The sequence below is a fragment of the Kitasatospora dryopteridis genome (assembly GCF_050749075.1).
GTDB lineage: Bacteria > Actinomycetota > Actinomycetes > Streptomycetales > Streptomycetaceae > Kitasatospora.
The window spans coordinates 5765340-5787091 of the sequence record NZ_CP192749.1; the positions used below are offsets into that span (position 1 = coordinate 5765340).

General features: G+C 72.9%; 21 protein-coding genes. 13 read left to right on the forward strand and 8 right to left on the reverse strand.

Going from position 1 to position 21752, the window contains the following annotated elements; all coding sequences use genetic code 11:
- Nucleotides 1-233: 233 nt before the first annotated feature.
- The 5 genes from ACQ614_RS25975 to ACQ614_RS25995 form a co-directional block, all read right to left on the reverse strand.
- On the reverse strand, nt 234-626 hold the full coding sequence (locus tag ACQ614_RS25975) for a DUF3099 domain-containing protein (protein WP_431681104.1): 393 nt from the start codon (nt 624-626) through the stop codon (nt 234-236).
- Between the two features lie 86 nt (nt 627-712).
- The gene (locus ACQ614_RS25980) at nt 713-1258 is read right to left on the reverse strand and encodes an RNA 2'-phosphotransferase (RefSeq protein WP_431681105.1); all 546 of its coding nucleotides are present in this window, start codon (nt 1256-1258) and stop codon (nt 713-715) included.
- A gap of 30 nt (nt 1259-1288) precedes the next feature.
- Nucleotides 1289-2686 carry a metallopeptidase TldD-related protein gene (locus tag ACQ614_RS25985; RefSeq protein ID WP_431681107.1) on the reverse strand — a complete coding sequence of 466 codons (1398 nt, stop codon included), beginning with the start codon at nt 2684-2686 and terminating at the stop codon, nt 1289-1291.
- A complete protein-coding gene (locus tag ACQ614_RS25990; RefSeq protein ID WP_431681108.1) occupies nt 2686-4218 on the reverse strand; it encodes a TldD/PmbA family protein in 1533 nt (510 codons plus the stop codon). The genes ACQ614_RS25985 and ACQ614_RS25990 overlap by 1 nt, the downstream gene beginning before the upstream one ends.
- A gap of 170 nt (nt 4219-4388) precedes the next feature.
- Nucleotides 4389-5525: an MBL fold metallo-hydrolase gene (locus tag ACQ614_RS25995; RefSeq protein ID WP_431681109.1), complete on the reverse strand. Its 1137-nt coding sequence runs from the start codon at nt 5523-5525 to the stop codon at nt 4389-4391.
- 297 nt (nt 5526-5822) lie between these two features.
- Between ACQ614_RS25995 and fabG the strand changes: the two genes are divergently transcribed.
- Nucleotides 5823-6542, forward strand: coding sequence for a 3-oxoacyl-[acyl-carrier-protein] reductase (gene fabG / locus ACQ614_RS26000; RefSeq protein ID WP_431681110.1), 720 nt, complete (start codon nt 5823-5825; stop codon nt 6540-6542).
- 3 nt (nt 6543-6545) lie between these two features.
- Nucleotides 6546-7313 carry an enoyl-ACP reductase FabI gene (gene fabI / locus ACQ614_RS26005; RefSeq protein ID WP_363499486.1) on the forward strand — a complete coding sequence of 256 codons (768 nt, stop codon included), beginning with the start codon at nt 6546-6548 and terminating at the stop codon, nt 7311-7313.
- Nucleotides 7314-7490: 177 nt separating this feature from the next.
- On the opposite strand, the gene ACQ614_RS26010 is transcribed toward fabI, so the two are convergent.
- The gene (locus ACQ614_RS26010; protein WP_431681111.1) at nt 7491-8156 is read right to left on the reverse strand and encodes a FadR/GntR family transcriptional regulator; all 666 of its coding nucleotides are present in this window, start codon (nt 8154-8156) and stop codon (nt 7491-7493) included.
- A gap of 112 nt (nt 8157-8268) precedes the next feature.
- Between ACQ614_RS26010 and ACQ614_RS26015 the strand changes: the two genes are divergently transcribed.
- The 3 genes from ACQ614_RS26015 to ACQ614_RS26025 all read left to right on the forward strand — a co-directional run bounded on the left by ACQ614_RS26015 (nt 8269) and on the right by ACQ614_RS26025 (nt 10331).
- On the forward strand, nt 8269-9549 hold the full coding sequence (locus ACQ614_RS26015) for a CynX/NimT family MFS transporter (protein ID WP_431681112.1): 1281 nt from the start codon (nt 8269-8271) through the stop codon (nt 9547-9549).
- Between the two features lie 43 nt (nt 9550-9592).
- Complete coding sequence (locus ACQ614_RS26020; RefSeq protein ID WP_363499492.1) at nt 9593-9715, forward strand: SGM_5486 family transporter-associated protein; 123 nt, start codon at nt 9593-9595, stop codon at nt 9713-9715.
- 88 nt (nt 9716-9803) lie between these two features.
- Nucleotides 9804-10331 carry a SixA phosphatase family protein gene (locus ACQ614_RS26025; RefSeq protein ID WP_431681114.1) on the forward strand — a complete coding sequence of 176 codons (528 nt, stop codon included), beginning with the start codon at nt 9804-9806 and terminating at the stop codon, nt 10329-10331.
- 60 nt (nt 10332-10391) lie between these two features.
- Here ACQ614_RS26025 and serB read toward each other — a convergent pair whose 3' ends face one another.
- Nucleotides 10392-11648 carry a phosphoserine phosphatase SerB gene (gene serB, locus ACQ614_RS26030; RefSeq protein WP_431681115.1) on the reverse strand — a complete coding sequence of 419 codons (1257 nt, stop codon included), beginning with the start codon at nt 11646-11648 and terminating at the stop codon, nt 10392-10394.
- Nucleotides 11649-11807: 159 nt separating this feature from the next.
- Between serB and ACQ614_RS26035 the strand changes: the two genes are divergently transcribed.
- The 3 genes from ACQ614_RS26035 to ACQ614_RS26045 all read left to right on the forward strand — a co-directional run bounded on the left by ACQ614_RS26035 (nt 11808) and on the right by ACQ614_RS26045 (nt 16362).
- On the forward strand, nt 11808-14438 hold the full coding sequence (locus ACQ614_RS26035; protein WP_431681116.1) for an FHA domain-containing protein: 2631 nt from the start codon (nt 11808-11810) through the stop codon (nt 14436-14438).
- A 132-nt stretch (nt 14439-14570) separates the two neighbouring features.
- Nucleotides 14571-15722, forward strand: a complete 1152-nt coding sequence (locus ACQ614_RS26040; protein WP_431681117.1) for a GAF domain-containing sensor histidine kinase — start codon at nt 14571-14573, stop codon at nt 15720-15722.
- A gap of 10 nt (nt 15723-15732) precedes the next feature.
- Nucleotides 15733-16362, forward strand: a complete 630-nt coding sequence (locus ACQ614_RS26045) for a response regulator (RefSeq protein WP_431681119.1) — start codon at nt 15733-15735, stop codon at nt 16360-16362.
- Nucleotides 16363-16533: 171 nt separating this feature from the next.
- Here the strand turns inward: ACQ614_RS26045 and ACQ614_RS26050 are convergent, their stop codons facing one another.
- Nucleotides 16534-17331 (reverse strand): hypothetical protein, encoded by a 798-nt coding sequence (locus tag ACQ614_RS26050; RefSeq protein WP_431681120.1) that lies wholly within the window; start codon nt 17329-17331, stop codon nt 16534-16536.
- A gap of 199 nt (nt 17332-17530) precedes the next feature.
- Between ACQ614_RS26050 and ACQ614_RS26055 the strand changes: the two genes are divergently transcribed.
- The 5 genes from ACQ614_RS26055 (at nt 17531) to ACQ614_RS26075 (ending at nt 21697) form a co-directional block, all read left to right on the forward strand.
- Entirely contained in the window at nt 17531-18322 is a 792-nt protein-coding gene (locus ACQ614_RS26055) for an ABC transporter ATP-binding protein (protein ID WP_363499504.1), read from the forward strand.
- 195 nt (nt 18323-18517) lie between these two features.
- Nucleotides 18518-18928, forward strand: coding sequence for an NfeD family protein (locus tag ACQ614_RS26060; RefSeq protein ID WP_363501249.1), 411 nt, complete (start codon nt 18518-18520; stop codon nt 18926-18928).
- 9 nt (nt 18929-18937) lie between these two features.
- On the forward strand, nt 18938-19912 hold the full coding sequence (locus ACQ614_RS26065; protein WP_363501243.1) for an SPFH domain-containing protein: 975 nt from the start codon (nt 18938-18940) through the stop codon (nt 19910-19912).
- Between the two features lie 108 nt (nt 19913-20020).
- Entirely contained in the window at nt 20021-20794 is a 774-nt protein-coding gene (locus ACQ614_RS26070; RefSeq protein ID WP_431681122.1) for an SDR family oxidoreductase, read from the forward strand.
- A 141-nt stretch (nt 20795-20935) separates the two neighbouring features.
- On the forward strand, nt 20936-21697 hold the full coding sequence (locus ACQ614_RS26075; RefSeq protein ID WP_431681123.1) for a sulfite exporter TauE/SafE family protein: 762 nt from the start codon (nt 20936-20938) through the stop codon (nt 21695-21697).
- Nucleotides 21698-21752 lie beyond the last annotated feature (55 nt).

Genomic DNA, 21752 nt, shown 5'->3' on the forward strand with positions numbered 1-21752 from the left:
CACCTGCGGGGCCACCGCCCGTACGCGGGCATGACGACGCCGGGCAGCCACGGGGGGAGCCGCCCGGCGTCGGTCTGTCGCTCCGACGGGGGATGCGGAGCGCGTACGCAGTATGTCACGCCACAACCCCCGCGTGGCTAGGCCTTTCATGATTAATCTGAGCCTCTGCTGAGGTTTCTACCGGGCAAAAGGCAGCAGAAGCGGACGAGTCGGGCAATTGGTCCGTGTGCGTCTCAGTCGGACGCGGGCTCCCCGGCGCCGTCCGGCCCGGAGTGCGGGCCCGCGCCGGCGCCCTCCGCAGGGCGTCCGCCGCCGCCCGTCCCGCCGGGGCCGAGCATCAGCGGGGTCTCCGGCGGCACCGCGAAGGTGCTCGGCAGGCCCGGTGCGCGCTCGCGGCCGGCGTTGGCGATGATCACCGCGAAGTACGGCAGCAGCACGGCGCCGGCCAGCGCGATGAACGCCAGGACCCGCTGGACGTCCCAGAGCACCACTGCCAGCAGCACACACAGCGTGCGGACCAGCATCGAGATCACGTACCGCCGCTGGCGGCCCCGCACGTCCTCCGTGAGGCTGCTGCGCGCCCCGGTGATCCGGAAGACCTGCCCGTTGCCGGTGCTCTTCGCCATCACTACCGCCTTCGTCCGTCACCGCGCCCCCGTGGATGCGGCCTCTTCACGGTACGCCGTGCCGGCCGTCACAGGGTGCTCGGGGCTCAGGCTTTTCGCAGGTACGCGGGCGGAACGGCGTCGGTGAGCCAGACGCCGTTCGCACTCACCCGGAACTCGTGGCCGTCCCGGGCCATCGCCTCGGCGTCCACCAGAAGGACCACCGGGCGGCCGTGCCGGGAACCGACCCGGACGGCCGTCTCGGTGTCCGCGGAGAGGTGGACGTCCCGGCGCGCCATCGGCCGCAGCCCCTCGCGGAAGATCGCCTCCATGACCCGCCCGGTGGTGCCGTGGTAGAGCACCGCGGGCGGGTCGCTGGGCGGCAGGCCCAGGTCGATGTCGACCGTGTGGCCCTGGCTGGCGCGGATGGAGAGGCCGTCCTCGGAGAAGGCGAACCGGCGCTTGTTGTTGGTCTCCACGACGTGGTCCAGCTCGGCCCGGCTGACCGCGCGGCCGTGTCGGGCCAGCGCGGCCAGCAGGGTGTCGATGCGCACCCAGCCGGCCCCGTCCAGGTCGATCCCGACCGAGGCCGGGTCGTGCCGCAGGATGCGGGACAGCCGCTTGGAGACTCTGACCGTCTGCTTCTCGTCCATCAAGGCGTACCTCCCCCGTCCGCCCGGCCCTTACGAGGCCTGGCTGACCGAACTCATGTTGAAGTCGGACACCCGCACCGGCGGCATCGCCGCACGGGTGAACCAGTCGCCCCACTCGCGGGGCAGGCAGCGCTGGGTGCGGCCGACCTCGGTGATCCGCCCGAGGATGTCGACCGGCGACTCGTTGAACCGGAAGTTGTTCACCGCGCCGACCACCTCGCCGTTCTCCACCAGGTACACGCCGTCCCGGGTGAGGCCGGTGAGCAGCAGCGTCGCCGGGTCGACCTCGCGGATGTACCAGAGGCAGGTCAGCAGCAGGCCGCGCTCGGTGCGGGCGATCATCTCCTCCAGGGTCGGCGCCGACGCCTGGTCGGCCGTCTCCAGGACGAGGTTGTCCACCGGCGGCTGCAGCGGCAGGCCGGTGAGGCCGGCCGAGTGCCGGGTGGTGAGCAGGTTGACCAGCTCGCCGTCGCGGATCCAGTCGGTGGCGGTGAGCGGGTGGCCGTTGTCGAACACCGAGTCGTTGTCGCCCGAGGAGTGGGCGAGGACGAACGGCGCGGCCTCGATGCCCGGTTCGGCCGGGTCGGAGCGCAGGGTCAGCGGCAGCGGGCTGAGCCGCTCGCCGATCCGGGTGCCGCCGCCGGCCTTGGAGAAGACGGTGCGGCCCTCGAAGGCGTCCCGCCCGCCGGACGACCAGCTGAGGTAGACCAGCAGGTCGGCGACGGCGGACGGCGGGAGCAGCGTCTCGTAGCGGCCGGCCGGCAGGTCGATCCGCTTGCGGCCCCAGCCGAGCCGCCGGGTCAGCCCGGTGTGCAGCTCGGTGACGTCGATGTCGGTGAAGTCGCGGGTGGCCGCGCCGGCCCAGGCGGAGCCGGTGAGGTCGGCGGTCTTGGCGTTCAGCTCGACCGTGCCGGTCGGCTGGTCGTGCCGCAGCCGCAGGCCGGTGGAGGTGCCGAGGTAGCTGCTGGTCACCTCGTGCCGGGCGAAGCCGTACAGCAGTTCGCCGTTCTTGCGGGCCCGGGCGAAGGCCTCGCCGAGAGCCGGGGCGAAGGCCGCGAACACCTCGGCGGAGGTCTCCGCGGGCGGCGCGGTGAAGTCGGCCGAGGCCGGGCGGGAGGGGATCAGCGGCTGGGCGTCCTCGGCGGGCCCGGCGTCGCGGGCGGCGGCCTCGGCGGCGCGCACCAGCGACTCGATCTCGTCGGGGGTGACGGCCTCGCGGGAGACCACGCCGGAGGCGGTGCCCTCGGCGCCGTCCACGGTGGCGATCACGGTGAGGCGGCGGCCGCGGGTGACGCCGTTGGTGGTGAGGCCGTTGCCGGCCCAGCGGAGGTTGGCGGTGGAGTCCTCGTCGGCGATGACGACGCAGCCGTCCGCCCGGGAGAGTTCCAGGGCGCGCTCGACCAGCTCGTGGGGCTTGACGGCGTTCATCAGTGACCGGCCTCCTGCTGGGTGTTGAGCACGTTGACGTTGCGGAACAGCGCGGACGGGCAGCCGTGGCTGACCGCCGCGACCTGGCCCGGCTGGGCCTTGCCGCAGTTGAAGGCACCGCCGAGCACGTACGTCTGCGGGCCGCCGACGGCGCTCATCGAGCCCCAGAAGTCGGTGGTGGTCGCCTGGTAGGCGAAGTCCTTGACCTGCCCGGCGAGGCGGCCGTTCCTGATCGCGTAGGCGCGCTGGCCGGTGAACTGGAAGTTGTAGCGCTGCATGTCGATCGACCAGGAGCGGTCGCCGACGATGTACAGGCCGTTCTCCACCTGGGAGATCAGCCCGTCGGTGTCGGGGCCGCCGGCCGCGGGCTGCAGCGAGACGTTCGCCATCCGCTGCACCGGGACGTGCGCGGGGGAGTCGGCGAAGGCGCAGCCGTTGGAGCGGCCGAGGCCCTTGAGGCGGGCCATCGCCCGGTCCAGCTGGTAGCCCACCAGGACGCCGTCCTTGACGAGGTCCCAGGACTGGGTGGCGACGCCCTCGTCGTCGTAGCCGGTGGTGGCGAGGCCGTGCTCGGCGGTGCGGTCGCCGGTGACGTGCATCAGCTCGGAGCCGTACTTCAGCGTGCCGAGCTTGTCGAAGGTGGCGAAGGAGGTGCCGGCGTAGGCGGCCTCGTAGCCGAGTGCGCGGTCCAGCTCGGTGGCGTGGCCGATCGACTCGTGGATGGTCAGCCACAGGTTGGACGGGTCGACCACCAGGTCGTAGCGGCCGGCCTCGACGCTCGGCGCCTTCATCTTCTCGGCCAGCAGCACCGGAAGTTCGGCGAGTTCGGCGTCCCAGTCCCAGCCGGTGCCGCGCAGGTACTCGAAGCCGCGGCCGGCCGGCGGCGCCAGGGTGCGCATCGAGTCGAAGGCGCCGGTGCGCTCGTCGACCGAGGTCGCCTCCAGCGAGGGGTGCAGCCGGATCCGCTGCTGGGTGGTGACGGTGCCCGCGGTGTCCGCGTAGAACTTGTTCTCCTGGACGGTCAGCAGAGCCGCCGTCACGTGCGAGACGCCCTCGGCGGCCAGCAGCCGGCTGCTCCACTCGGCGAGCAGCGCGGTCTTCTCCGCGTCCGGCACCTCGAACGGGTTGACCTCGTACGAGGACACCCACACCGCGTCCGCGTGGACGGGCTCATCGGCCAGCTCCACCACGTCCTCGGAGCCCGCCGCGCGGCTGATCCCGCCGGACAGCCGGGCCACCGCCACCGCCTGCTCGGCGACCCGGGCCGCCGCGTCGGGGGTGAGGTCGACCCCGGCGGCGAAGCCCCAGGCGCCGTCCAGCAGCACCCGGACGGCGAAGCCCAGCTGCACCGAGTCCGAGGTGCCCGAGGGGCGGGCGTCGCGCAGCCGCCAGGCGGCACTGCGCACCCGCTCCAGCCGGAAGTCGGCGTGTGCGGCGCCGAGTTCGCGGGCCCGGCCGAGGGCGGCGTCGGCGAGGGCGTGCAGCGGATAGCCGAGGAAAAGCGGGTCGACGGCGCGGGATGTGGGCGGCATCGGGCTCCCTGGGTCGAACGGACGAGGGTCGGGCGGTAGCCCCGGCACGAGGGGCTCCCGCACCGCATCATGGCCCGTCGAGCGCTTTTGGGGCCAGCCGATTTACCCGCGGCGTGTCACCCGCGGTGCCGCGCGCGCCCCCCGCGCACGGCACCCGGACGGACGGCCCGTCAGGCGATCGTCTCCCACCAGCCGTCGAGCTCCTGCGGCTGGTCGACGTCGACCCGCTCGCCCGGCCGCGGCACCACCAGCGGCACCGCCTGCGCCTTCGCCTCCACCAGCAGCCGCTCGATCGGCTCCGACCACGGGTGCAGGCCCAGGTTGAAGGTGCACCAGTGCACCGGCACCAGCAGCTCCGCCCGCAGCTCGCGGTGGGCGCGCACGGCGTCCTCCGGGGTCATGTGGATGTCGGCCCACGCCTCGTCGTACGCGCCGATCTGCACCAGCGCCGCATCGAACGGGCCGTGCTGCTCGCCGATCCGCGCATAGCCCTCGAAGTAGCCGGAGTCACCGGTGTAGTACACCTTGCGGCTCGGCCCGGCGATCACCCACGAGCCCCACAGCGTGGTGTTGCGGGTGGTGCCGCGGCCGGAGAAGTGGTGCGCCGAGGTCAGGGTGAGCGCCAGCGAGCCGAGGGTGCAGGTCTCGTCCCAGTCGAGCTCGATGATCCGGTGCTCCGGCACGCCCCAGCGGCGCAGGTGGCTGCCGATGCCGAGCGGCACCAGGAACGGCGCCGACTGCAGCACCACCAGGCGCTTCACGGTGGCCATGTCGAGGTGGTCGTAGTGGTCGTGCGAGATCAGCACCGCGTCCACCGGCGGCAGCTCCGCGAGGTCCGCCGGCACCGGGTGCAGCCGCTTCGGGCCGACGTGCGCCGACGGCGAGCAGCGGTCGCTCCAAATCGGGTCCAGCAGCACCCGGCTGCCCTCGATCTCGACCAGCACCGAGGCGTGCCCGTACCAGACGATCTCCACGCCCTCCGCGGCCCGCCCGGAGTGCTGCGGCCGCACGGTCGGCACCGGCAGCGAGGGCGTACGGCCCTCGCGGTCGAACAGCATCCGCCGGACCGTCTCGGCACCGGGCGTGGATGCCCGCGCCAGGTCGGAGGGGGCGTTGTGGAAGACGCCGTCCCGGTACTGCGGGGAGCGGCGGATGCGCTCCTCGCGCTCGCCGTCCGGCCGCCCGCCGAACGCCGCCGGCAGGTCGCGCAGCGCCCACGCGGCGCCGCCGACGGCGGCGGCCAGCGCGGTGAGGGTCAGCAGGCGGCCGCGCCGCCCGGTGGAACTGGGGGGCTGTGCCTCGGTCATCGTGCTCCCGCTCTCTCGTCACCGACCGTGTGCCGGGCCTCGCTGATGGTGCGGCCCGCGACCGGGACGCCCAGAGGGCAACGGGTACGGCCCGGCCCGTTGTTCCCGTCCAAGTCGGACGCGTTGTCGGGATGCCACAGTTCCCGCAGGACGGACCTGTGGGAGGTCGATTCGTCGCGGACTCGCACGGACCGATAGCGTCACAGTGCGTACGCGTCACCGCGTACCGCTGCGGCCCGGCGGCCACCGGCCGCCGCTCCCGACGGGCCGCCGCCAACTACGGAGAGAGGTGGATCGTTGAGCCGCTCGGTTCTCGTCACCGGAGGCAACCGGGGCATCGGCCTCGCGATCGCCAAGGCCTTCGCCGAAGCCGGCGACAAGGTCGCCATCACCAGCCGCTCGGGCGAGGTCCCGGCCGAGCTGGCCGCGCACGAGGTCCTCGCCGTCAAGTGCGACATCACCGACGCGGCGCAGGTCGAGTCCGCCTTCGCGGAGATCGAGGAGAAGCACGGCGCCGTCGAGGTGCTGGTGGCCAACGCCGGCATCACCAAGGACACCCTGCTGCTGCGCATGTCCGAGGACGACTTCACCTCCGTCCTGGACACCAACCTCACCGGCACCTTCCGGGTGGTCAAGCGCGCCGCGACCAAGATGCTCCGCGCCCGCAAGGGCCGCGTCGTGCTGATCTCCTCCGTGGTGGGCCTGCTCGGCTCGCCCGGCCAGGCCAACTACGCCGCCTCCAAGGCCGGCCTGGTCGGCTTCGCCCGCTCGCTCGCCCGCGAGCTGGGCTCCCGCAGCATCACGATCAACGTGGTCGCGCCCGGCTTCGTCGACACCGACATGACCGCCGTGCTCAGCGACGAGCGCCGCAAGGAGATCGTCTCCGGCGTGCCGCTCGGCCGTTACGCCGCGCCCGCCGAGGTCGCCGCCGCGGTCCGCTTCCTCTCCTCCGACGAAGCCGCATACATCACCGGAGCCGTCATTCCCGTCGACGGCGGATTGGGCATGGGTCACTGAACCATGAGTGGAATCCTTGAGGGCAAGCGCATCCTGATCACCGGTGTGCTGATGGAGTCGTCCATCGCCTTCCACACCGCGAAGCTGGCCCAGGAGCAGGGCGCGGAGATCATCCTCACCGCCTTCCCCCGGCCCAGCCTCACCGAGCGCATCGCCAAGAAGCTCCCCAAGCCCGTGAAGGTCCTCGAGCTGGACGTCTCCAGCGAGGAGCAGCTGGCCGGCATCGCCGACAAGGTCCGCGAGCACCTGCCGACCCTCGACGGCATCGTCCACTCGATCGGCTTCGCCCCGCAGGACGCGCTCGGCGGCAACTTCCTCAACACCCCGTGGGAGTCCGTCGCCACCGCCATGCAGGTCTCCGCCTTCTCGCTGAAGTCGCTGACCATGGCGCTGCTCCCGCTGATGCAGGACGGCGGTTCGGTGGTCGGCCTGACCTTCGACGCGCAGTTCGCCTGGCCGAAGTACGACTGGATGGGCCCGGCGAAGGCCGCCCTCGAGGCGACCAACCGGTACCTCGCCCGCGACCTCGGCGAGCGCGACATCCGCTGCAACCTGATCTCGGCCGGCCCGATCGGCTCGATGGCCGCCAAGTCCATCCCGGGCTTCGGCGAGCTCGCCGACACCTGGAACACCCGCGCGCCGCTCAAGTGGGACCTCTCCGACCCGGAGCCGGCCGGCCGCGGCGTCGTCGCCCTGCTCTCCGACTGGTTCCCCAAGACCACCGGCGAGATCGTCCACGTCGACGGCGGCCTCCACGCCATCGGTGCCTGACGGGGCCGCCCCCGCGCAAAGGGTGAGCCACCAGGACGCGGGGCTCACCCCGCGCGAAGGGTGAACCCATAGGGGCGCGGGGAACTGCGCGAGACGGAAGAGACAGAGCTCAGCTGTCTTCCGATTCGCGCAGTTCCCCGCGCCCCTTTTGCGGTCGGCCCCGTGCGGGGGTGATCCCTATTCGTTGCAGGCGCCGATGGCGCGGCCGGCCTCGGCCGAGGCGCGTTGGGCGTCGTTGTGGCGGATGGCGTCGAGGATGCCGTCGTGGCCGACGTACCGTTCGGCGATCAGCTCCGGGCCGACGTCGTGCCGCAGGTGGGCCCGCATGACCTCCCCGAGGTCCGCGTACACGGCCGCGAGCACCTCGTTGTGGGCGGCGGCGACCACGGCCTGGTGGAAGGCGGCGTCGGCCTGGACGAAGGCCTCGGGGTCGCCGGAGTGCCAGGCGTGTTCGCGCCGGTCGAGTGCGCCGGCCAGCAGCTCGAGGTCGCGGTCGGTGCGCCGGGCCGCGGCGAGCCCTGCGGCGGACATCTCCAGGGTGGCGCGGAGTTCGGCGACCTGGGACTGGTCGGCGTCGGCGAAGCGCCGGTGCATGACGCCGGCGAGTTCACTGGTGGCCAGGACGTACGTGCCGGAGCCCTGCCGGATGTCGAGCAGGCCGTTGTGGGCGAGCGCCTTGACGGCCTCGCGGACGGTGTTGCGGGCGACGCCGAGCTGCTCCACGAGCGCGGCCTCGGTGGGGATGCGGGAGCCGACCGGCCATTCGCCCGAGGTGATCTGGGCCCGCAGCTGCGCGATGACCTGATCGGACAGCGGGGTGCGGCGGGTGCTCGACAGCGCCATGGGACTCGGACTCCTACTCCTGATCCTGGCTCCTTGTGGGAGGGCCTCAGACCCTATCCGTTTCGGGAAAGCCTGGTGCCAGCATTCATCCCATCATTCTATGATGGGCGCTATGTCGACCGCTGCGGACACCGCCACCCACCGCCGCGCCGAGCCCGTCCCGGCCGCGCCACCACCCGCCCGTGCCCGCCTGCTCGTCCTGCTGCTGACCGCAGCCGTCGCGCTGGCCGCCGTCAACCTGCGCCCCGTCGTCACCAGTCTCGGCCCGCTGCTCGACGACGTGCGCGCCGACCTCGGCATGAGCGCCGGCACCGCCGGCCTGCTCACCGCCGTGCCCTCGCTCTGCTTCGCGCTGTTCGGTCTGGCGGCCCCGGCGCTGGCCCGCCGGATCGGCCCGATCGCGGTGGTCGCCGCCGGCATGGGTGCGATCACCCTCGGCGTGGCGGCCCGCTCCTTCGCCGGCGGCACCGCGGTCTTCCTGCTGCTCACGGCGGTGGCGTTGGCCGGTGTCGCGGTCTCCAACGTGCTGCTCCCGGTCGTCATCAAGCGGTACTTCCCGCACCGGGTCGGCCCGATGATCGGCCTGTACTCGATGGCCCTGTCGGTCGGCACCTCGCTGGCGGCCGCCGCCACCGTGCCGCTGGCCGCCGCGATGGGCGGCAGCTGGCGGGCCGGCCTCGGCATCTGGGCGGTGCTCGGCGGCGCCGCGGTGCTGCTCTGGCTGGCGGTGGCCCTGCTGCGCCGGGAGCCGTCCGCGGCAGCGGGGGAGGAGCCCGCGGCGGACGGGCCCCGGGTGTCCATCGTGCGCAGCCGTACCGCCTGGGCGCTGGCCGTGTTCCTGGGCCTGCAGGCCACCAGCGCGTACGCCACGATGGGCTGGCTGCCCAAGATCTACCAGGACGCCGGTGTGTCGGACGGTGCCTCCGGCGTGCTGCTCGCCGTGGTGATGGCGGTCAGCGTGCCGGCCTCCTTCGTGCTGCCGAACCTGGCGGCCCGCCGCGGCGACCAGCGGCTGTTCGTCGTGGTGCTGGGGCTGTGCGGCATCGCCGGGTACAGCGGGCTGGCGTTCGCCGCGGGCACCGCGTCCTGGCTGTGGGCCGGCCTGGTCGGGCTGTCGATGTGCGCCTTCCCGCTCGCCCTCACCATGATCGGCCTGCGGGCCCGGACGCCCGGCGGTGTCGCCCGGCTCTCGGCGTTCTCGCAGAGCGTCGGCTACCTGATCTCCATCCCCGGGCCGATCCTGGTGGGCGCCGTCTACCAGGCCACCGGCAGCTGGTACCTGCCGCTCGGCCTGCTCGCCCTGCTGCTGGTGCCGCAGATGGTGTTCGGTGCGATGGCCGGCCGGCCCCGGCACATCGAGGACGAGCTGCCGCGCGTCCCGGCAAACGCGTGACCCCGGTTTCCGGCCGGAGCGTCCGGAGTGCGACACTCGGCGCATGCCAGTTCTCGAACCCGAGCCGCAGGACGGCCAGAAGAAGCTGCTCCAGCTCATGGCCGTGATCGCCGGTGTGGTCGTCGTCGTCGCCGTGATCGCCATGGTCGCCGCCCGCCAGGGCTGACGGGCCCGCCCGGCGCGCTCCACTCCTGCGGGTGGCGACCTCCCGGACCCCGCGCCCGGCGGCACATTTTCTGCAAAGCTCTAGGGGTATGAGCGCCGACACACCCCGAAGGATCATCGTTCTCCGTCACGCCAAGGCCGACTGGCCGAACCAGGTGGCCGACCACGAGCGGCCGCTGGCCGACCGCGGCCGGCACCAGGCGCCGGAGGCGGGCCGCTGGCTGGCCGACTCCGGCATCAACCCCGACTACGTGCTCTGCTCCACCGCGCTGCGCACCAGGGAGACCTGGAAGCTCGCCGCGCACGAACTGCCCAAGCGCCCGCGCCGGACGGTCTACGAGGACCGGGTGTACGAGGCCAGTCCGGGCGAGATCATCGCGGTGCTCCAGGAGACCCCGGACGAGTTCGCCGACCTGATCCTGGTCGGCCACAACCCGGGCGTTCTCGGCCTCACCCAGGTCCTCGCCGGGGACGAGGGCGACGCCGACGCGCTCAACCGGCTCCGGCTCAGCAGCTTCCCGACCGCGGCCATCGCGGTGCTCAGTTTCACCGGGGAGTGGAAGTCGGTCGAGCCCGGCATCGCCAAGCTGGACTCGTACCACACCCCGCAGGACTGAGACTGCGGGAACGACGAAGGGTGGCCCGGCACGGGCCACCCTCGTGTGCCGTCCGGGGTGTCAGTCCGCGGTGCTGCCGTCGAGCTCGTCGGCCGCCTCGACCTCGTCGCGGGTGATGCCCAGCAGGTAGAGCACGGTGTCCAGGAAGGGCACGTTCACCGCGGTGTGCGCGGCCTCGCGGACCACCGGCTTGGCGTTGAACGCCACGCCGAGCCCGGCCGCGTTCAGCATGTCGAGGTCGTTGGCGCCGTCGCCGATCGCCACCGTCTGCGCCAGCGGCACCCCGGCCTGCTCGGCGAACCGGGCCAGCCAGCGGGCCTTGCCCGCGCGGTCCACGATCTCGCCGGTGACCCGGCCGGTGAACTTGCCGTCCGCCACCTCCAGGGTGTTGGCGGCCGCGAAGTCCAGCCCCAGCTGCTCCACCAGGTGGTCGGTGACCTGCGTGAACCCGCCGGAGACGATCGCCACCTGGTAGCCGAGCCGCTTCAGGGTGCGGATCAGCGTGCGGGCGCCCGGCGTCAGCCGCACCTCGGCGCGGACCTTCTCCACCACGTCGGCGTCCAGCCCGGCCAGCAGCGCGACCCGGGCCCGCAGCGACTCCGCGAAGTCCAGCTCGCCGCGCATCGCGGCGGCCGTCACCTCGGCGACCTTCGCCTCGCAGCCGGCGTGCGCCGCGAACAGCTCGATGACCTCGTCCTGGATCAGCGTCGAGTCGACGTCCATCACCACCAGGCGCTTGGCCCGGCGGTGCAGGCCGGCGCCGACCACGGCGATGTCCACACCCAGCGCGGACGCCTCCGGGGCCAGCTCCGCGCGCAGCTGCTCGGTGGGCAGACCGGACACCGCCAGTTCCACGGCGGTCACCGGGTACTTCGCCAGCCGGAACACCCGGTCGATGTTGCCGCCGGCCTCGCTGATCCGGCCGGCCAGCGCGGCCACCGCCTCCGCGGTCAGCGGGTGGCCGAGCACGGTGACGTGCGAACGGCCCTCGCGGCGCGGCGCGTTGTCGCCGGTACCGGAGATGATCTCGGCCTGCAGCTTCAGGGACTCGGACCAGCGGTGCACGGTCGAGCGCAGCTCGCCCTCCGAGCCGCCGGCGGCCGGCGGCGTCACCAGGGCGCACAGCGTTATCCGGCCACGGGTGACGACCTGCTCGATGTCGATCACGTCCACGCCGAACTCGGCGAGCGTGGCGAACAGGCCCGCCGTGATGCCGGGGCGGTCCTTGCCGAACACCTTGACGAGCAGCGTGCGCTCGCCGTCGGTCCGTGGCTGCGGGGCGGGGAGGGGCTCGGCGGCCGGATCAGTCGCGTTCATGGTGCCTCCCACGCTACCCGCCCGAGTGCCCCGGCCACGCCCCGCGTCCGCACGCTGGGACGACACCGCTGCCCCGGTTTCGTTGCCGGCCGGTCACAAAGCCCGAGGTGACTTTCAGGTACGGCAGCGGGGCTGGAATGATTCCCCCGTCAGATTCACATGCGCAACTCCCCGCCAGGGGAGCCAATCGGGGGACCGAGAGAGCGGGGGCAGGCGGACGTGCCGCAACTCGTACTGGAGCTCAACGGGCAGCAGACCGTCCTGGAGCCGGGCCGCGCGTACACCATCGGACGGGACCCGGCATCGGACTTCGCGTTCGACGACGCCAGGGTCTCCTGGCGGCACGCCACCATCTCCTTCGACGGGGCCGGCTGGCAGCTGCAGGACCACGGTTCCACCAACGGCACCTACGCGGGCGGTGCCCGCACCCAGCACGTGCCGCTGTTCCCGGGCGGCGTGGTGCACCTCGGCAACGCCGACAACGGGCCGCGGCTCGCCTTCTCGGCGCCCGCCCAGGCCCCCGCGCCGCAGGCCAACGTGCACGAGGCCGTGACCAGCCGCGCCGCGCCGCCGCCGATGGCCCAGCAGCCCCCGGCCGCCCAGCAGCCGTGGGCGCAGCCGCCCGTCCACCAGCAGTGGGACACCCCGGCCCCGCAGCCCGCCGTGCCGCACCAGGGCCACCCGCACCAGGGACACCCGCAGCACGCCCCGGTGCCGCCGCAGGCGCACGTGCCGCACCAGGCCCAGCCGCTGCCGAACGGCCTCGGCAACCCGACGATGGTGCGCAACCTCACCGCCGGCATGCGCACCATCCGCATCGGCCGCGCCCTGGACAACGACATCGTCGTCTCCGACCTGCAGGTCTCCCGCCACCACGCGGAGCTGCGGCAGCTCGCCGACGGCCGCTGGGAGATCGTCGACCTCGGCAGCCACAACGGAATCTTCCTCAACGGCCAGCCGGTGCAGCGTCAGCTGATGGGCCCGCAGGACCGCCTGACGGTCGGCCGCTCCAGCTTCGTCCTGGTCGGCGACCAGCTGCAGGAGTTCGTCGACACCGGCGCCGTCACCTTCTCCGCCCGCCACCTGACCGTCGAGGTCGAGTTCAAGGGCGGCAAGAAGGTCCTGCTCAACGACGTCTCCTTCTCCGTCCCGGAGAAGTCCCTGGTCGCCGTCATCGGCCCGTCCGGCTCCGGCAAGTCCACCCTGCTGCGCGCCCTGACCGGCTACCGCCCCGCCGACCGCGGCGAGGTGCTGTACGACAACCAGAACCTGTACCAGCAGTTCGCCGAGCTCCGCTCGCGCATCGGCCTGGTGCCGCAGTCCGAGATCCTGCACAAGGAGCTCACCGTCCGCAGCGGCCTCAAGTACGCGGCCCGGCTGCGCTTCCCCGGCGACACCGAGGCCGCCGAGCGCGAGCGCCGCATCGACGAGGTGCTGTACGAGCTGCGCCTGGACAAGCGCGCCGACAACCGGATCACCGCCCTCTCCGGCGGCCAGCAGAAGCGCGTCTCGGTCGCCCTGGAGCTGCTCACCAAGCCCTCGCTGATCTTCCTGGACGAGCCCACCTCCGGCCTCGACCCGGGCATGGACCGCGAGGTCATGCAGACCCTCCGGGGTCTGGCCGACGACGGCCGCACGGTCCTCGTCGTCACCCACTCGGTGGCCGAACTCGCCCTCTGCGACCGGCTGCTGGTCATGGCGCCGGGCGGCTCGGTGGCCTACTTCGGCCCGCCGTCCGAGGCCCTGCACTTCTTCGGCTACGAGACCTGGGCCGACGTCTTCCAGGCCTTCGAGAACTACCCCGACCACGACTGGGCCGGCCGCTACAAGGGCTCCGTCCACTACCGGCAGTACTCCGCCGACGTGGACGCCCCTGTGCAGCACGCCACCCCGAGCGTGCCGCTAGCCCAGGTCCGCCCGCCGAAGCCGCAGAGCTGGGGCTCCCAGCTGTGGACGCTGATCAGCCGCTATCTCGCGGTCGTCGGCTCCGACAAGGGCTTCATGCTGCTGTCCCTGCTGCTGCCGCTCGTCCTCGGCGGCGTCTCGGTGCTGATCCCCGACAAGTGCGGCCTGGCCGCCTGCGCCTCCGGCCGGAACGACATCGCCAAGATGATCCTGCTGGTGGTCGCCTTCGGCGCCTGCCTCTCCGGCTCGGCGAACTCCGTCCGAGAACTGATCAAGGAACGGGCGATCTACGAACGGGAACGGGCCACCGGCCTATCCCGCTCCGCCTACCTGGTCTCCAAGATCGTCGTGCTCGGCCTGGTCAGCTTCCTCCAGGGCGGCATCATCTCCGCGATCGCCTTCAAGACCCGCACCCTGCCCGCCGAGGGCCTGCTCCTGAAGAGCATGCCCGCCGCCGAGATGGCGATCGGCGTGATCCTGCTGAGCTTCACCTCGATGCTGGTCGGCCTGACCATCTCGGCGCTCGTGAAGACCGCCGAGAAGACCATGCCGCTGCTGGTCATGTTCGCCATCGTCCAGATGGTCTTCACCGGCGCCATCTTCCAGGTCTTCGACAAGCCCGGCCTGGAGCAGTTCGCCTGGCTGATGCCCGGCCGCTGGGGCCTCGCCGCGAGCGGCAACACCCTCGACCTGGCACACACCTCCGCCGTCACCTACAACTCCGACGTCCGCCCGCCCACGCCGGTCGTCGACCCGCTGTGGGACCACACGGTCGGCCACCTCTTCCTCAACTGGTTCGCCCTGATCGCCATCTCGGTCGGCCTGGCCTTCCTCATCCAGCGCTTCCTGCGCCGCCACGAGCCCGAGGTCATGCAGAAGGGCTGACACCCCGCACCGCACACGACGGGCGGCACCCCCTGGCCGGGGGTGCCGCCCGTCGCCGTACCCGCCGTACGTCCCCGGACCTAGGCCGGTCGCCTCATGCCGGCGCCGCCCGCCCGGCGGTAGCGTGGGGACATGCCGCCCGAGGAACCCGCCCCCGCCTGCGACCCCTGCCTGGGCGGGATCGAGGCGATCAGCGCCGCCGTGCTCGCGATGAGCCGCCACCTGGAGGTCCGCGAGGTCCTGCGCCGGATCACCGCCTCCGCCCGCACCCTGCTCGGCGCCGAGTACGCCGCCCTCGGCGTCCCCGACGACCACGGCGGCTTCGCCCAGTTCGTCGTCGACGGCGTCACCGACGAGCAGTGGCGCGCCATCGGCCCGCTGCCCCGCCAGCACGGCGTCCTCGCCGCCATGCTCCACGAACTGACACCCACCCGGCTCGCCGACGTCCGCACCGCCCCATCCTTCGAGGGCTGGCCCGCCGCCCACCCCGAGCTCACGGACTTCCTCGGCATGCCGATCGTCGACGGCGACGAGATCCTCGGCGCCGTCTTCCTCGCCAACAAGGCCGGCGGCTTCACCGCCCACGACGAGGAACTCCTGCGCATCCTCGCCTCGCACGCCGCCCTCGCCCTCTCCAACGCCCGCCTCTACGAGCGCAGCCGCGAACTCACCCTCGCCGGCGAACGCGCCCGCATCGCCCACGACCTGCACGACGCCGTCTCGCAGAAGCTCTTCTCGCTGCGCCTCACCGCCAAGGCCGCCGCCACCCTCGTCGACCGCGACCCGGACCGCGCCCGCGCCGAACTCGCCGAAGTCGCCCGGCTCGCCGCCGAGGCCGCCGACGAACTGCGCGCCGTCGTCGTCGAACTGCGGCCCGCCGCCCTCGAGGAGGACGGCCTCACCGCCACCCTCGCCTCCCAGGTCCAGGTCCTCGACCGGGCGCACACCGCCGCCGTCGCCTTCACCGCCCAGCACGTCAAGGTCCTGCCCGCCGCCCAGGAGGCCGCCGTGCTGCGGGTCGCCCAGGAGGCCCTGCACAACGCGCTGCGGCACTCCGGGGCACAGAGCGTCCAGGTCGAGCTCACCGGCACGCCCGCCCGCGGCGCCGTCCTGCGGGTCACCGACGACGGCCGCGGCTTCGACCCGGACTCCGTCCGGCGGGCCGGCCGCCACCTCGGACTGGTCTCGATGCGCGACCGCGCGGCCGCCGTCGGCGGCACCCTCACGCTGGAGTCGGCCCCGGGCAAGGGGACGGTCGTGGAGTTGGAGGTCCCCGGTGCCTGACACCCGGTCAATGATCCGCGTGCTGGTGGTCGACGACCACCAGGTGGTGCGGCGCGGCCTGCGCACCTTCCTGGAGGTCCAGGACGACATCGAGGTGGTCGGCGAGGCCGCGGACGGCGCCGAGGGCGCCGCGCTCGCCCAGCAGCTCGCCCCCGACGTCGTCCTTATGGACCTCAAGATGCCGGGCGTCGACGGCATCGAGGCCCTCAAGATGCTCCGCGACCAGGGCAACCGGGCCAAGGTCCTGATCGTCACCAGCTTCACCGAGCACCGCACCGTCGTCCCCGCCCTGCGGGCCGGCGCCGCCGGCTACGTGTACAAGGACGTCGACCCGGAGGCACTCGCGGGCGCCATCCGCTCGGTGCACGCCGGGCACGTGCTGCTCCAGCCCGAACTCGCCGAGGCGCTGCTCTCGGACGAGGGGCCGCGGCCCGCACAGGGCCGCGGCGGCACCCTCACCGACCGCGAACGCGAGGTCCTCGGCCACATCGCGGACGGCCGCTCCAACCGGGAGATCGCCCGGAGCCTGCACCTGTCCGAGAAGACGGTGAAGACCCACGTCTCCAACATCCTGATGAAACTCGACCTCGCCGACCGCACCCAGGCCGCCCTCTGGGCCGTCCGCAACGCCGAAGCGTAGGGGACCCGTAGGGGCGCGGGGAACTGCGCAATCCGGATGCGGGTCACTGCACTGGTCAGAGGCCGGCCCAAGTACGTAGTGAGACCCGCCCCCGGATTGCGCAGTTCCGCCCCCAGCCTTCGGCCGGGAGGTGCCCCCAGCGCCCCTAGGCGTGCTCCCAGTGCGTAGCGGCTACCGCGGTTCGTCGATCAGGGCGTTGTAGGCGGCGACCTGGGCTCGGCGGGCGGTGTGTTCCAGCGGGGCGAGCACTTCGCGGCGGGCCGCCATCTCGGAGGCGGACACCGCCGCCCCGTGCCCGCCGGAGGCGATGGAGAGCAGGGCGGACACCTGCCGGGCGGACTCCAGCACGCGGACGGCCCGCGGCGGGTACCCCGGTGCCAGCGGTTCGGAGTGCCCGCGCCGCCGGTACGCCTCCAGCGCCCGCAGCGCCTCCGGCCCGGCCCCGGCGACGTCCAGGCGGGTGAGCAGCACGGTGGCCTGCCGGAGGCCGTCCGCGAGCTCGAACTCGGCCTCGTGCAGCGAGGGCACGTCCGCCGGCGGGCCGTCGTTGACCGTGGAGCAGCGCCACAGCACGGTCGCGGAGCGGTCCCCCTCCGGCCCGAACACCTGGACGTCCGGCACCAGCCCGATCGGCACCCCGACGGCGAGCACGGCCTCGCCGGCGGCCAGCGCCTCGGCGTTGAACGCGGCGGGCCCGGTCAGGCCGAGCGGGTGTCCGGCGGTGGGGAGGGCGAGCCGCAGACCGCGGACGCCGAGGACGCGGAGCCGGCCGAGTGCCCAGGTGAGGCCGTGCAGCTCGCCGTCGGCGTCGCCGGGCAGTCCGGTGACGCGGTGCGACTCGTCGTCGCCGAGGACGGCGGCCGCGGCGTCGTCGGGCGGCACGCTGCCGGCGAGCAGGGCGTTGCCCCAGGCGGTGAGCCGGGCCGAACGCGGCTCCTGGAACGGTTTGTCGGCGGGTGTGGCGAGCATCCCGCCAGCCTACGGACAAGTCCGCCATCCGCGTGGCGTAGGTTTGGGCTGTGCCCGTGCCGCGCACCCCGTCCCGCCCCTCCGGACCGGCGGAGTACGCTGCCCGCGCGCACCGACTGTCGAGACGACTGGACCGCACCCCGAGGCCCGATGCCGCCGGCCCTCGGACGGCCGACATCTGCATTGGGGAAGGCTAGGCATGAGTGACGTGCTGGAGCTCGTCGACGTTTCCGTGCTCCGGGAGGGGCGCCCGCTGATCGACCGGGTGTCCTGGTCGGTCGCCGAGGGCGAGCGCTGGGTGGTCCTGGGCCCGAACGGCGCGGGCAAGACGACGCTGCTGCAGGTCGCCTCCACGTACCTCTTCCCGACCACCGGCACCACCGCCGTCCTCGGCGAGAAGCTCGGCTCGGTCGACGTCTTCGAGCTCCGCGCGCGGATCGGCCTCGCCAGCGCGGCGATGTTCGACAAGCTGCCGGGCGAGCAGACCGTCCTGCAGACGGTGCTCACCGCGGCCTGGGGCATGACCGCCAGCTGGAACGAGCAGTACGACGTGGCCGACGAGGCCCGGGCGCTGGCGCTGCTGGACCGGCTCGGCATGGCCGGCTACACCACCCGCAGGTTCGGCACCCTCTCCGAGGGCGAGCGCAAGCGCACCCTGATCGCCCGCGCCCTGATGACCGACCCCGAGCTGCTGCTGCTGGACGAGCCGGCGGCCGGCCTCGACCTGGGCGGCCGCGAGGACCTGGTGCGCCGCCTGGGTGCGCTCGCCCAGGACGAGTACGCGCCCTCGATGGTGATGGTCACGCACCACGTCGAGGAGATCGCGCCTGGCTTCACCCACGTCCTGATGATCCGTCAGGGCAAGGTGCTGGTGGCCGGTCCGATCGACACCGAGCTGACCGCCCGCAACCTGTCGCTCTGCTTCGGCCTGCCGCTGACCCTGGAGCGGCACGGCGACCGCTGGTCCGCGCAGGGCCTCCCGATGGGCTGACCCGGTTTCGGCGGCCGGACGGGCCGCGCACCTGCTCGGGCGGGTGCGCGGCCCGTCCGCCGCTCCGGGCCTGAACCACTGAACTCCGCTGAACCCCGGGCCGTCCGCACGTACGACCGGTTTCCGCCTGTTCACCTGCGGGAAGCTACGCGTCACAAGCGTTCCCCTCCCTAGGATGGCTTCGTGGACAGCTGGATCTGGTGGCTATTGGCCGCCGTTGGCCTGGGTATACCGTTGGTGATCACGGCGATGCCCGAGTTCGCCATGTTCGCGATCGGGGCCGGCGCCGCGTCGCTCACCGCGGCCCTCGGGGCCGGGGTGGTGCCGCAGTTCCTGGTGTTCGTCGTGGTCTCGGTGGCGCTGCTGGTGTTCGTCAGGCCCATCGCGTACCGCCAGTTGCAGAAGGGCCCGGCGATCAAGACGGGCATCGAGGCGCTCGAGGGCGCCACGGCAGTCGTTCAGGAGAAGGTCGACGGGGAGGGCGGCCGGATCAAGCTCAACGGCGAGATCTGGTCGGCCCGCGCGCTCCACCCCGGCAGTGTCTACGAGCCGGGGCAGCAGGTCGACGTCGTCGAAATCCAGGGCGCGACCGCCCTGGTCGTCTAGGGGAGAAACGTGGAACCCGTCCTCATCGTGCTGGTCGTCCTGGTCGTGCTGGCCTTCATCGCACTGATCAAGACGATCCAGGTGATCCCGCAGGCCAGCGCGGCGATCGTGGAGCGCTTCGGCCGCTACACCCGCACGCTGAGCGCGGGCCTCAACATCGTGGTGCCGTTCATCGACACCATCCGCAACCGCATCGACCTGCGCGAACAGGTCGTGCCGTTCCCGCCGCAGCCGGTCATCACCTCGGACAACCTGGTTGTCAACATCGACACCGTCATCTACTACCAGGTGACCGACCCGCGGGCCGCGACCTACGAGGTCGCCAGCTACATCCAGGCCATCGAGCAGCTCACCGTCACCACCCTGCGCAACATCATCGGCTCGATGGACCTCGAGTCCACGCTGACCTCCCGCGAGGTCATCAACGCCGGCCTGCGCGGCGTCCTCGACGAGGCCACCGGCCGCTGGGGCATCCGCGTCAACCGCGTCGAGCTGAAGGCGATCGAGCCGCCGACCTCCATCCAGGACTCGATGGAGAAGCAGATGCGCGCCGACCGCGACAAGCGCGCCGCGATCCTCACCGCCGAGGGCGCCCGGCAGGCCCAGATCCTGCGCGCCGAGGGTGAGAAGCAGGCAGCCGTCCTCCAGGCCGAGGGTGAGGCGCAGGCCGCGGTGCTCCGCGCCGACGGTGAGGCCGCCGCGATCCGCACCGTCTTCGAGGCCATCCACGAGGGCGACGCCGACCAGAAGCTGCTCGCCTACCAGTACCTGCAGACCCTGCCCGAGCTCGCCAAGGGCGACTCCAACAAGCTGTGGATCATCCCCAGCGAGGTCGGCGACGCCCTCAAGGGCCTCGGCGGCGCCTTCACCGGCCTGACCGGCAACGGCGCCGCACCCGCCCCGCGGGTCGACACCGAGACCAAGAGCGTCGGCCGCCCGCGCACCGAGACCACCCGCGAGTACCCCCGGATCGACCCCGAGTGACCCGGCCGTAGCACCTGCAGCACCACCTCCGGCCTGCGCCTCCCGAAGGGGATCGGCGCAGGCCGGAGCCGTCTGTCACATTCCGGCGGGCTGCGTCGTCCCCCTGGCATGAGAATCGCCGTCGTCGGAGGAACCGGGACGCTGGGGCACCGCGTCACCGAAGAACTGCGCTCACACGGTCACGAGGTGCGGGTGCTCAGCCGCCGCTCGCCGGACCACCCCGTGGACCTCACCACCGGGGCCGGCCTCACCGCCGCCCTGGTCGGCTGCGAGGCCGTCGTGGACGCCAGCAACAGCCGAGCGTCCACCAAGGACGCCGAACGCACCCTGGTCGACGGCACGAGGAACCTGCTCGCCGCCGAACGCGCCGTCGGCGTGGGCCACCACGTCTGCGTGTCCATCGTCGGCTGCGACCGGGTGCCGCTCGGCTACTACAAGGTCAAGACCGCCCAGGAACGCGCGGTGACCGAGGGCCCGGTGCCGTGGACGGTCGTCCGCATCACCCAGTTCCACGAGCTGCTCGGCGAGGCCTTCACGGCGCTCGGCCGCTTCCGCCTGCTGCCCGTGCCCAGGGCCCGGCTGCAGACCATCGCCTGCGCCGACGCCGCCCGCGCGGTCGCCGACGCCGCCGGGCAGCCGCCGCGGCTGGGCCGGATCGAGGTCGCCGGCCCCGAGACCGTCGACACCCGGGACCTCGCCCGCACGTGGCGCTCCGTCACCGGCCGCCGCGCCCTCCAGCTGCCCGTGCCGCTGCCCGGCGCGATCGGCCGGGCCCTGCGCGCCGGCGGGCTCACCACCGCCAGCCCGGACGCCCGCGGCACCCTCCCCTTCGCCGACTGGCTGGCCCAGCAGACCGCCCGGGTCCGGCCCGGCACGGCGTAGCCCACCACGGGAAGGGGCCCCGCGGGACACCGCGACCCGCGGGGCCCGACACGTGCCGGTCCGGATCGTGGATCACCCCTGGCAGGTCCGGCCACTCCTCCGGCATGATCCTCATGACAGGACCGAAGGAGGGAATCGCGAATGACGTACTGGGAAGCGCTGGCAGTCCTGCTGGCCGGCGTGGGAGCGGGCACCATCAACACGGTGGTCGGCTCCGGCACGCTGATCACCTTCCCCGTGCTGCTCGCCCTCGGCCTGCCGCCCGTCACCGCCAACGTCTCCAACACCCTCGGCCTGGTGCCCGGATCGATCAGCGGCGTCATCGGCTACCGCCGCGAGCTCGCCGGCCAGCGCCGCCGCCTGCTCCGCCTCGGCACCGCCTCGCTGATCGGCGGCCTCACCGGCGCCTACCTGCTGACCAAGCTCCCCAGCAAGGCCTTCGACGCCATCGTCCCCGCGCTGATCCTCTGCGCCCTGGTCCTCGTGGTGATCCAGCCCCGCGTCTCCCGGGCGATGGCGGCCCGCCGCGGCACCGGCGGCGGCACCGCCGAGGGCGGCCTCCTGCTGTTCGCCGGCGTCCTGCTGGCCGGCGTCTACGGCGGCTACTTCGGCGCGGCCCAGGGCGTCCTGCTGCTCGCTCTGATGGGCATGCTGCTGCAGGACGACATGCAGCGGATCAACGCCACCAAGAACGTCCTCGCACTGATCGTCAACGGCGTCGCCGCGGTCTTCTTCCTCTTCGTCGCCGAGATCGACTGGACGGCCGTCCTGCTGATCGCCGCAGGCTCCGTCGTCGGCGGACAGATCGGCGCCCGGGTGGGCCGCCGGCTCCCGCCGCCGGTGCTGCGCTCCGTCATCGTGGTCGTCGGCCTGGCCGCCGTCACCCGCCTCCTGCTCGCCTGACGTCACGTCGGCCCGCCGGGGGAACGCCCCGGCCCCGCGCAGTGTCGCCCGCCCC

Bases quoted from the DNA above. Each gene is read 5' to 3' on its own strand.
- ACQ614_RS25975 (WP_431681104.1), bottom strand. From the start codon at position 626: ATGGCGAAGAGCACCGGCAACGGGCAGGTCTTCCGGATCACCGGGGCG.
- ACQ614_RS25980 (WP_431681105.1), bottom strand. From the start codon at position 1,258: ATGGACGAGAAGCAGACGGTCAGAGTCTCCAAGCGGCTGTCCCGCATC.
- ACQ614_RS25985 (WP_431681107.1), bottom strand. From the start codon at position 2,686: ATGAACGCCGTCAAGCCCCACGAGCTGGTCGAGCGCGCCCTGGAACTC.
- ACQ614_RS25990 (WP_431681108.1), bottom strand. From the start codon at position 4,218: ATGCCGCCCACATCCCGCGCCGTCGACCCGCTTTTCCTCGGCTATCCG.
- ACQ614_RS25995 (WP_431681109.1), bottom strand. From the start codon at position 5,525: ATGACCGAGGCACAGCCCCCCAGTTCCACCGGGCGGCGCGGCCGCCTG.
- fabI (WP_363499486.1), top strand. From the start codon at position 6,546: ATGAGTGGAATCCTTGAGGGCAAGCGCATCCTGATCACCGGTGTGCTG.
- ACQ614_RS26010 (WP_431681111.1), bottom strand. From the start codon at position 8,156: ATGGCGCTGTCGAGCACCCGCCGCACCCCGCTGTCCGATCAGGTCATC.
- ACQ614_RS26015 (WP_431681112.1), top strand. From the start codon at position 8,269: ATGTCGACCGCTGCGGACACCGCCACCCACCGCCGCGCCGAGCCCGTC.
- ACQ614_RS26020 (WP_363499492.1), top strand. From the start codon at position 9,593: ATGCCAGTTCTCGAACCCGAGCCGCAGGACGGCCAGAAGAAGCTGCTC.
- ACQ614_RS26025 (WP_431681114.1), top strand. From the start codon at position 9,804: ATGAGCGCCGACACACCCCGAAGGATCATCGTTCTCCGTCACGCCAAG.
- serB (WP_431681115.1), bottom strand. From the start codon at position 11,648: ATGAACGCGACTGATCCGGCCGCCGAGCCCCTCCCCGCCCCGCAGCCA.
- ACQ614_RS26035 (WP_431681116.1), top strand. From the start codon at position 11,808: ATGCGCAACTCCCCGCCAGGGGAGCCAATCGGGGGACCGAGAGAGCGG.
- ACQ614_RS26040 (WP_431681117.1), top strand. From the start codon at position 14,571: ATGCCGCCCGAGGAACCCGCCCCCGCCTGCGACCCCTGCCTGGGCGGG.
- ACQ614_RS26045 (WP_431681119.1), top strand. From the start codon at position 15,733: ATGATCCGCGTGCTGGTGGTCGACGACCACCAGGTGGTGCGGCGCGGC.
- ACQ614_RS26050 (WP_431681120.1), bottom strand. From the start codon at position 17,331: ATGCTCGCCACACCCGCCGACAAACCGTTCCAGGAGCCGCGTTCGGCC.
- ACQ614_RS26055 (WP_363499504.1), top strand. From the start codon at position 17,531: ATGAGTGACGTGCTGGAGCTCGTCGACGTTTCCGTGCTCCGGGAGGGG.
- ACQ614_RS26070 (WP_431681122.1), top strand. From the start codon at position 20,021: ATGAGAATCGCCGTCGTCGGAGGAACCGGGACGCTGGGGCACCGCGTC.
- ACQ614_RS26075 (WP_431681123.1), top strand. From the start codon at position 20,936: ATGACGTACTGGGAAGCGCTGGCAGTCCTGCTGGCCGGCGTGGGAGCG.